This is a genomic window from Curtobacterium sp. USHLN213, assembly GCF_037144815.1.
Lineage (GTDB): Bacteria > Actinomycetota > Actinomycetes > Actinomycetales > Microbacteriaceae > Curtobacterium.
The window spans coordinates 162,601-171,971 of the sequence record NZ_JBBCYQ010000010.1 but is presented as its reverse complement, the minus strand read 5'-3'; the positions used below and the strand labels follow the sequence as shown (position 1 = coordinate 171,971).

Sequence of the window (9,371 nt, the reverse complement as noted above, 5' to 3'; positions counted from 1 at the left end):
CGGGGGGGGGGGGGGCCCCACCCCGCCCACCCCCCACCCGGCCCCCGCCCCGGCGCCCGGGCGTCACCCCCCCCCCCCCACGGCCCGGGCGGGGGGGGCCCCCCCCCCCCCCCGCCTCCAGTCCGTTTCGCTGTCGCGTCTACGGGCGCAGGAGCACCTTGCCGACGCGGCCGGCGGTGTCCGAGGCGCGGACCGCGTCGCGGACGTCCTCGAAGGCGAACGTCTCCGCGACGGGGAGCGTCAGCGAACCGTCGAGCACGCGGGTGATGAGCTCGCCGAAGAGCTGCCCCTTCGTCTCGGCCGGCATCGTCTTGCTGACGACACTGCCCCAGAAGCCCTTCACCGTGAGCTGGCCGAAGATGACCTTGCCGGACGGGATCTCGAGCGTGGGGGAGGCCATCGCGCCGAACACGACGAGGGTGGCGTTCTCGCCGAGCACGCTCGCGATGTCGCCGGCGGCCTTGCCGCCGACGGACTCGACGCCCGCGACGATCGGCGCACCGCCGGTGATCGCGGCGACCTGGTCCTTCCAGTCGTCCGCGTCGGTGGCGACGATGCGCTCGATGCCCTGCTCGCGGAGCTCCTCGACGCCGGCGGCGCGGCGGACGAGCCCGATGACGTTGATGCCACGCGCGGCGCCGAGCTGGGCGACCATGCGGCCGACCGCGCCGTTCGCGGCGTTCTGGATCAGCCAGTCACCCTCGTGCAGGTCGAGCGAGTGCAGCAGGCTGATCGCGCTGAACGGCATCGAGACGAGCTGGGCCGCGGCCTCGTCGGGCATCGCGTCCGGGACCGGGACCAGCCCGGCGGCGTTCGCGGTGTAGTACTCGGCCCAGACGCCGAACGCCCCGCCGGCGACGCGCTGGCCGACCTGCAGGTTCGTGACGCCCTCGCCGAGGGCCTCGACCACGCCGAGCGCCTCGGTGCCGGAGGCCGCCGGCAGTTCGGGCTTGAAGCCGTAGGTGCCGCGGACGGTCCAGAGGTCGTGGTTGTGGATGGGGGAGAGGACCGTGCGGACGAGGACCTCGCCGGCGCCGGGGGTGGGGACCGGGCGCTCCTGCACGCCGAGGACCTCGGCCGGCTCGGCGAAGGTCTCGTGGACGACGGCGCGCATGGTGGTGGGGGTGGTGCTCATGGACTAGTCCTCCGAGACGGTGATGGTGACGTCGATGTTGCCGCGGGTCGCGTTCGAGTAGGGGCAGACCTGGTGCGCGGCGTCCGCGAGGGCCTGTGCCTGGTCGTGCTCGAGCCCGGGCAGGACGACCTCGAGCAGCACGGCCAGCTGGTAGCCGCCCTCGCCGTTCGGGCCGATCTGCACGCGGCCACCGACGGAGGAGTCGGCGATCTTCACCTTCTGGCTGCGGGCGACACCCTGCAGTGCCGAGTGGAAGCACGCGGCGTACCCGGCGGCGAAGAGCTGCTCGGGGTTGGTGCCGGCGCCGGAGCCACCCATCTCCTTCGGGATCGCGAGGTCGAGCGCGAACGAGCCGTCGCTGGTGGCGACGCGGCCGTCGCGGCCGGCGCCGGTGGAGAGGGCCTCGGCGGTGTAGAGGGCTTCCATGGTGTTCCTTCCTTCGTGGGGTCAGTGGTCCGCGGCGGCGCGGTTCGGCGTCGCAGCGGCGTGCATGGTCTCGGTCAGCCGGTGCAGCGTCGCGATGAGTTCCGTCGCGGCGTGCTCGTCGGGCAGGCCCATCCCGGCGGCGATCGTCGACGGGATGTGGGCCAGTTCGCCACGGATCGAGCGGCCGCGGTCGCCGAGCGTGATCGTGACGACCCGCTCGTCGGTGCTGCGACGTTCGCGACGGACGAGGTCCGACTGCTCCATGCGGCGCAGGAGCGGTGAGAGGGTGCCGGAGTCGAGCTGCAGGTGGTCGCCGAGACCGGAGACGGTCTGGTCGCCCTCGATCCACAGCGTCACGAGGACGAGGTACTGCGGGTAGGTGAGCCCCCACGGTTCCAGCAGGGTCCGGTACGCCTGCGTGGTCGCACGGCTCGCCGCGTAGAGGGAGAAGCACACCATCTCGTCGGTCACGGGCATGCCACAAGCATTGCACGCAACTCAGTTGTGCACAACCGTATCGGGGACACCTGTTGCCGATCTGTCCCGGTCACGCCCCGGTCGACCGCCCATGGTCACCGCCGTCCCGACCGCGGCGAGGGCGACGCCGATGCCAACGACCTGCGCGGACGAGAGCGTCGCCCCCGGCGCGGGGCCCGGTGCGGCGGACGGGAGGCGCGGGGCGGGGCCGACCCGCGCCTCCCGTCCGTCAGTCGGTCGCGTCGGCGGTCGCCGGGGCGGCGTCCGGTCCGGCCTCCTCGGTGTCCTCCGGCCGGCTGCGCAGGCGCAGGGTCGCCGCGAGGCCGAGCACCAGGAAGCCCGCGGCCGACCAGGCGGCCGCGCGCGTGCCGTCACTGAACGCCTCGGCCGCAGCGGCTCCTGCCGTCGGACTCTGCTCGGTGAGTGCCGCGATCGACCCGCCGGAGGACGCGACCACGGCATCGGCGATCTGCGACGCGGCCGCGCTCGACGCCCCGGCGTCCTCGAGCCGGTGCTGCAGCAGCGTGCCGGTCGACGTGAACAGCACCGTGCCGAGCACCGCGATGCCGAGCGCCGACCCGATCTGCCGGGCGGTGCTCTGGGCGCCGGAGGCCTCGCCGCTGCGCTCGACCGGGACGTCCCGCAGCACGACGCTCGTGAGCTGCGCGGTCGCGAGCCCGACACCGAACCCGTAGACGAACAGGCACGGCACGATCGCCCACCACGGCGTCGACGAGGTCACGACGAAGCCGATCGCCGCGACGCCGACGATCTCGGCGGCGATGCCGATCCGGACGATCCGCAGCGCGCCGATCCGCTGGCCGGCCGTCGCCGCGAACCCGCTCGCGACGAACGACCCGATGGCCAGGGCGAGCAGGACGAACCCGGTCTGCAGCGCCGAGTACCCGAGCACGTTCTGCAGCCAGATCGGCAGGGACAGGATGATGCCGAACTCGCCGAGGGACACGATGAGTGCCGCGATCGACCCGTTCCGGAACGACCCGATCGTGAAGAGGTCGAGCGCGATGAGCGTGGAGCGGCCCGCGCGCTGCCGCCGCCTCGTCCAGAGGACGAACGCCACGCCCGCGACGACGCAGAGCGCGAACGCGTACGGGATCGGGGAGAGCGGTCCGGGCCAGGTCCAGTCGCCGACCGTCAGCCGGGTGGCGTTCGACCACCAGCCGTACGTGCGTCCCTCGATCAGGCCGAACACGAGCGAGGCGCTCGTCACAACGCTGAGGACGGCGCCAACGACGTCGATCCGGCCGGCGTGCACGGTGTCGCGGGACTCGCGGACGGTCAGGGACGCGCCGACGACGATCGCGATGCCGAGCGGCACGTTGATGCCGAACGCCCACCGCCACGAGAAGTCCGTCGTCAGCCAGCCGCCGAGGAGCGGGCCCACCGCGACCATGCCGCCGATCGTGGAGCCCCAGACGGCGAAGGCGATCCCGCGCTCGCGGCCGGTGAAGGTGGCGTTCACGAGCGAGAGGGTCGTCGGCAGCACCATCGCGCCGCCGACGCCCTGCACGATGCGGGCGAGCACGAGCAGGTCGCCCGTCGGGGCCAGTGCGGCGAGGACCGAGGCGAGCGCGAACACCGTGACGCCCACGATCAGCAGGCGCCGTCGGCCGAAGCGGTCGGCGAGCGAGCCGAACACGAGCAGGAGCGCCGCGAAGACCAGGGTGTAGCTCTCCTGCACCCACTGCACCAGGGTGGAACCGATGTCGAGGTCGGCCACGATGCTCGGGATCGCGACGTTCACGATGGTCGAGTCGACGATGATGAGCGAGACGGCGATGCTGATGACGACGAGTCCGGCCCAGCGTCGGCGGTCGGGGGTGTGGTGGGTGCTCACGGGGCGGCTCCTCGGGTAGTCAGCATGCTGACGATCACCGTACGCCCGGAACGGCGACCTCGTGGAGCGCGCTCACGGGCGGGGTACGGACACCGTCGAGCGCGTGCATGGCCGGGACGGTTAGGCTGACGTGACCCACGATGACCACCAACGACCTCGACAACTCAGCGACCACTGGAGCCGGCCCCACCCGCCGCACCGGTAGGGCGTCGTCCCACGGCAAGACGATCCTGATCGGGGAGCACGCCGTGGTCTACGGCGCACCCGCGCTCGTCCTGCCGGTCATCGACGCCGTGGTGGTCGCCACGGTCACGCCGATCGACGACGCCGAGGGGCACCACCTCGAGTCAGCCGTGCACACCGGCCCGCTCGACCTCGCCCCCGCCGCCGTGATGCCGACCGTCACCGCGGTCACCGCCACGCTGCGGCACTTCGGCGTGACGGACCGCCGCTTCCACGTGCGCGTCGACAGCGAGGTCCCCACCGCTCGCGGCATGGGATCGAGCGCGGCGGTGGCAGCGGCGGTGACCGCGGCGGTCGCGGACGCACTCGGCGAGACGCTCGACGCCGAGGCGCACCACGGACTCATCCAGGAGTGCGAGCGGGTCGCCCACGGCCGACCGTCCGGACTCGACGCCCGCGGGGTCGTCGCCGACGCACCGGTCTGGTTCGAGGGCGGCCGCATCGAGCCGGTCGAGCTCGGCGCCCGGTTCGCCTTCGTGGTCGCCGACACCGGGGTCCCCGGCCACACGCGCGAGGCGGTCTCCGCCGTCCGTGCCCGTCACGACGCCGACCCGGACGGCACCGGCGCCGTGATCGATCGGATCGGCGCACTGGCCCGACGCGCGCGGGCGACGCTCGTGGACGGCGACGCACAGGCGCTCGGTGCCACGATGGACGCCGCGCACGAGCTGCTCAGCGATCTCGACGTGTCGAGCGACGACCTGGACCGGCTCGTCGGCGCCGCACGTGCGGCCGACGCCCTCGGCGCGAAGCTCACGGGCGGGGGCCGCGGCGGGTGCGTCATCGCCCTCGCCACGGACGTCGACCACGCGGACCGCATCGCGGCCGCACTGCGCGGCGCAGGTGCCGCAGCCACCTGGACCACCACGATCGGAGACCGCGCCTGATGACCGCCACCGCCGTCGCGCACCCCAACATCGCCCTCGTCAAGTACTGGGGCAAGGCGGACGCCTCCCTCGCCCTGCCGGCGACCGGCAGCGTCTCGATGGGACTCGACGTGTTCCCGACGACGACGTCGGTGACCGTCGGGGACACGGCGGACGACACCCTCACCCTCAACGGCTCGGTCTCGACCGACGGGGCGCTCGTGCGGGTCACGCAGTTCCTCGACCTCGTGCGCGAGCTCGCCGGGTCCTCGGCGCGGGCGTCGGTGGTGTCCGAGAACACCGTGCCGACCGGAGCCGGACTGGCCTCGAGCGCCTCGGGGTTCGCGGCGCTCGCGACCGCGGCCGCGGCGGCGTACGGTCTCGACCTCTCCGCGCGCGACCTGTCCCGGCTCGCCCGACGCGGCTCCGGTTCGGCCACCCGGTCGATCCCCGGTGGCGTGGCGGTCTGGCACGCCGGCGACGACGAGGGCTCCTACGCCGAGCCGATCCCCGCGCCGCCGATGGCCATGGTCGTCGTGACGATCGACGCCGGCCCGAAGGCGATCGGCTCGCGCGAGGCGATGCGGCGCACCATCGCGACGTCGCCGTTCTACCCCGCCTGGGTCACCTCGACCACCGAGACCGTCGGGGACATGCTCACCGCCTGCGCCGCGGGGGACTTCACCCGCATCGGCGAGCTGACCGAGAGCAACGCCCTCCGCATGCACGCCACGATCGAGGGCGCCTTCCCGCCCATCCGCTACCTCAACGCCCGCAGCGTCGCCGTGTTCGACGCCGTGGCCGAACTCCGTGCCGCCGGGGTCGAGGCGTACGCCACCGCCGACGCCGGCCCGAACGTCGTCGTGCTCACGAAGCCCGAGGACCGGGGCGCCGTCGCGTCCGCGCTCGCGGGCTTCGGCGACGTGATCGAGTCCGGTACCGGACCAGGCGCGCGCCTGCTCGGCTCCGAAGTCCCTGCGACGCAGGACCCGGAGGCACCCGCACCGGGTGTCGTCCGACCAGAGGAGTCCGCCGAGTGATCGAGTTCCGTGCCCACGGCAAGCTGTTCGTCGCGGGCGAGTACGCCGTCGTCGAGCCGGGCCAGCCGTCCGTCATCATCGCCCTCGACCGCGCCATCACCGCGCGCGTGCGCGAGGGCCACGGCGCCGGCAGCGTGCACTCCGAGGAGTACGGACACCTCCCGCTCACCTGGACCCGCGCCGAGGACGGCATCGCACTCGACACCGAGCACCACCCGTACGACTACGTGATGGCGACGATCGACCTCGTCGAGAAGCTCCGCGCCGAGCAGGGCATCGCACCGCGGTTCCACGACCTCCGCATCCACAGCCAGCTCGACGACGCGAGCGGCCGGAAGTTCGGGCTCGGGTCCTCCGCGGCGGTGACCGTCGCCACGGTGGGGGCCCTCGACCGCTTCTACGGGCTCGGGCTCTCGCAGCGGAAGCGCTTCCAGGTCGCCCTGCTGGCCACGATCCGGGTGAACCCGCGCGCATCCGGCGGGGACCTCGCCGCGAGCACCTTCGGCGGCTGGCTCCGCTACAGCGCACCGGACCGCGAGCGGCTCGCGGCGCAGCTCGACACCCGCACCGTGACCGAGATCCTCGGCGACGCGGACGCGTGGGAGGGCTTCGACGTCCAGCGGCTGCCCGCCCCCGAGAACCTCGAGCTGCTCGTCGGCTGGACCGGTTCTCCGGCCTCGACCACGAAGCTCGTCGGTGTCGTCCGTCGGCACCGCAACGGCGGCTACCAGGCGTTCCTCGACGAGAGTCGCACCTGCGTCGACGACCTCACCGTCGGCCTGCAGACCGGCGACGCCGAGCGCACCCTCGGGGCACTCCGGCGCGCCCGTGGGCTGCTCCAGCGCCTCGGCACGTCGGTCGGCTCGCAGATCGAGACCGAGCGACTCGCGACCCTGTGCGACGTCGTCGAAGCCGCGGGCGGGGCGGCCAAGCCGTCCGGTGCCGGCGGCGGCGACTGCGGCATCGCGCTCGTCCCGGCGGACACGGACCTCGCCGGCATCCACCGCGCCTGGGAGGCGCACGACATCAGACACCTCAGCGTCGCGGTGCAAGCGCCCGAAGGGAGCGTCGATGACTGACCTGCTGACCCCGATCCCCACGAAGTGGGTGGGGCCGATCCGCATCAGCGGCAACGCGGTGGAGGGCGAGCACGAGGTGCCGCTCGCCACGTACGAGTCGCCGCTCTGGCCGTCCGTCGGCCGCGGTGCCCGCATCTCGCGCATGGTCGAGGGCGGCATCGTCGCGACCGTCGTCGACGAGCGCATGACCCGTTCGGTCGTCGTCCGTGCCGACAGCGCGGCCGCGGCACACCTCGCGACCGGGCGCATCCTCGCCCGGCAGGACGAGCTCGAGCAGATCGTCGCCGGCCAGAGCCGCTTCGCGAAGCTCATCGAGGTGCACCCGGAGATCGTCGGGGACCTGCTGTTCCTGCGCTTCGCGTTCACCACCGGCGACGCCTCCGGGCACAACATGGTCACGCAGGCGGCGGACAAGCTCCTGCCGGCCATCCTCGCGTGGGAGCCGGGCCTGCGGTACGTCAGCGTCTCGGGCAACTTCTGCACCGACAAGAAGGCCACCGCGGTGAACGGCATCCGCGGACGCGGCCGGAACACCGTCGCCGAGATCGTCATCCCGGGCGAGGTCGTCGAGAAGCGGCTCCGGTCGAGCGCGGCACGCATCGCCGAGCTCAACGTCGCGAAGAACCTCGTCGGGTCGACCATCGCCGGGGCCATCCGCTCTGCGAACGCCCACTACGCGAACATGCTCCTCGGCTTCTACCTGGCCACCGGGCAGGACGCGGCGAACATCGTCGAGGGGTCCCAGGGCATCACGAGCGCCGAGGACCGCGACGGCGACCTGTACTTCGCCACGTCGCTCCCGCACCTCATCGTCGGCACGGTCGGCAACGGCAAGGGCGGGGACCTGCCCGTCGTCGAGGACGCCCTCGTGCGCCTCGGCTGCCGCGAGGACCGCGAGCCCGGTGCCAACGCACGCCGGCTCGCCGCCCTCTGCGCCGCGACCGTCCTGTGCGGGGAACTCTCCCTGCTCGCCGCGCAGACCAACCCGGGCGAGCTGATGGCCGCCCACGTCGCGATGGAACGTCGCGGCGCGAAGCCCGCCGGAGGTGCAGCGTGACCCGCATCGGCATCCACGACCTCGCCGTCGCGACCGGGCACCACGTGCTCGAGCTCGACGACCTCGCCGAGCGCCTCGGGGTGGACCCCGCGAAGTACCACGTCGGCATCGGGCAGGACGCGTTCAGCGTGCCCGCTCCCGACGAGGACATCGTCACGATGGGCGCCGCCGCCGCGAAGGAGCTCATCGACCGCCACGGTGCCGACGGCATCCGCACGGTGCTCTTCGCCACCGAGTCCGGGGTGGACCAGTCGAAGGCCGCCGGGGTGTTCGTGCACGGCCTGCTCGGGCTGCCGCAGAACGTCCGCGTCGTCGAGCTGAAGCAGGCCTGCTACGGCGGGACCGCTGCCGTCCAGCTCGCCCTCGGCATCGTCGCGCGTGCTCCGCGGGAGCGCGTGCTCGTCATCGCCGCCGACGTCGCGCGCTACGACGTCGACACCGCCGCCGAGCCGACGCAGGGTGCCGGCGCCGCCGCGATCCTGATCGCCGCTGACCCCGACCTCATCGAGATCGAGCCGGCCGCGGGTGTCTTCACCGCCGACGTCGACGACTTCTGGCGGCCGAACGACCGCTCCACCGCGCTCGTCGACGGCCGCCTGTCCGTGAGCGCCTACGTCGACGCGTTCGTCGGGGCGTGGGACGACCTCGCGGCGCAGGGGGGCCCGGCGTACGAGGACATCGTGCGCTTCGTCCACCACCAGCCGTTCACGAAGATGGCGCTCAAGGCGCACCGGAAGCTCACGCAGCACGTCGGGGTGCCCTTCGACGAGTCCGAGCTCGCTCTCGGGTTCACGTACAACAAGCAGACCGGCAACACCTACACGGCGTCGCTCTGGATCGGGCTGGCCGCACTGCTCGACCTCGACGACGACCTCGCCGAGGAGCGCATCGGCCTGTTCAGTTACGGGTCCGGCAGCGTCGGGGAGCTCATCACCGGCATCGTGCAGCCGGCGTACCGCGAGCACCGCCGTGTGGGTCGGGTCCGCGAGCTCCTCGCCGCCCGGGTGCCGCTCTCGGTCGACGCCTACCGCGAGCTGCACGCCGCGGGTGCCGCGACGAGCGAGGACGTCGAGCGTCCGCAGGTCACGGATGCGCCGTACCGCTTCGCCGGCGTCCGCGGCGGCGCACGCCGTTACGAGGCGACGCGTCCCTGACGCGACCGCGCGTCCCTGACGTGACCGCGCGTCCCT

The 9,371-nt window shown here is 73.2% G+C and carries 9 protein-coding genes; 5 read left to right on the top strand and 4 right to left on the bottom strand.

Annotated elements, in window-relative coordinates; translation table 11 throughout:
• Positions 1–139: 139 nt before the first annotated feature.
• The 4 genes from WFH25_RS14720 to WFH25_RS14705 form a co-directional block, all read right to left on the bottom strand.
• Entirely contained in the window at positions 140–1,114 is a 975-nt protein-coding gene (locus WFH25_RS14720) for a zinc-binding dehydrogenase (protein WP_071302910.1), read from the bottom strand.
• Positions 1,115–1,138: 24 nt separating this feature from the next.
• Positions 1,139–1,561, bottom strand: a complete 423-nt coding sequence (locus WFH25_RS14715) for an organic hydroperoxide resistance protein (protein WP_022905450.1) — start codon at positions 1,559–1,561, stop codon at positions 1,139–1,141.
• 21 nt (positions 1,562–1,582) lie between these two features.
• Entirely contained in the window at positions 1,583–2,038 is a 456-nt protein-coding gene (locus WFH25_RS14710; protein ID WP_175473692.1) for a MarR family winged helix-turn-helix transcriptional regulator, read from the bottom strand.
• Between the two features lie 229 nt (positions 2,039–2,267).
• A complete protein-coding gene (locus tag WFH25_RS14705; RefSeq protein WP_336698329.1) occupies positions 2,268–3,896 on the bottom strand; it encodes a DHA2 family efflux MFS transporter permease subunit in 1,629 nt (542 codons plus the stop codon).
• 140 nt (positions 3,897–4,036) lie between these two features.
• Here WFH25_RS14705 and mvk point away from each other — a divergent pair, with 140 nt between their 5' ends.
• Genes mvk through WFH25_RS14680 form a run of 5 tightly spaced genes read left to right on the top strand, consistent with a single transcriptional unit; the run spans position 4,037 to position 9,335 of the window.
• The gene (gene mvk / locus WFH25_RS14700; protein ID WP_336698327.1) at positions 4,037–5,026 is read left to right on the top strand and encodes a mevalonate kinase; all 990 of its coding nucleotides are present in this window, start codon (positions 4,037–4,039) and stop codon (positions 5,024–5,026) included.
• Entirely contained in the window at positions 5,026–6,045 is a 1,020-nt protein-coding gene (gene mvaD, locus WFH25_RS14695; RefSeq protein WP_254789485.1) for a diphosphomevalonate decarboxylase, read from the top strand. Before mvk ends, mvaD begins: the two co-directional genes overlap by 1 nt.
• Entirely contained in the window at positions 6,042–7,124 is a 1,083-nt protein-coding gene (locus WFH25_RS14690) for a phosphomevalonate kinase (RefSeq protein WP_070418054.1), read from the top strand. The genes mvaD and WFH25_RS14690 overlap by 4 nt, the downstream gene beginning before the upstream one ends.
• The gene (locus WFH25_RS14685) at positions 7,117–8,181 is read left to right on the top strand and encodes a hydroxymethylglutaryl-CoA reductase (protein WP_070418055.1); all 1,065 of its coding nucleotides are present in this window, start codon (positions 7,117–7,119) and stop codon (positions 8,179–8,181) included. The genes WFH25_RS14690 and WFH25_RS14685 overlap by 8 nt, the downstream gene beginning before the upstream one ends.
• Positions 8,178–9,335, top strand: a complete 1,158-nt coding sequence (locus WFH25_RS14680; RefSeq protein WP_336698325.1) for a hydroxymethylglutaryl-CoA synthase — start codon at positions 8,178–8,180, stop codon at positions 9,333–9,335. The genes WFH25_RS14685 and WFH25_RS14680 overlap by 4 nt, the downstream gene beginning before the upstream one ends.
• Positions 9,336–9,371 lie beyond the last annotated feature (36 nt).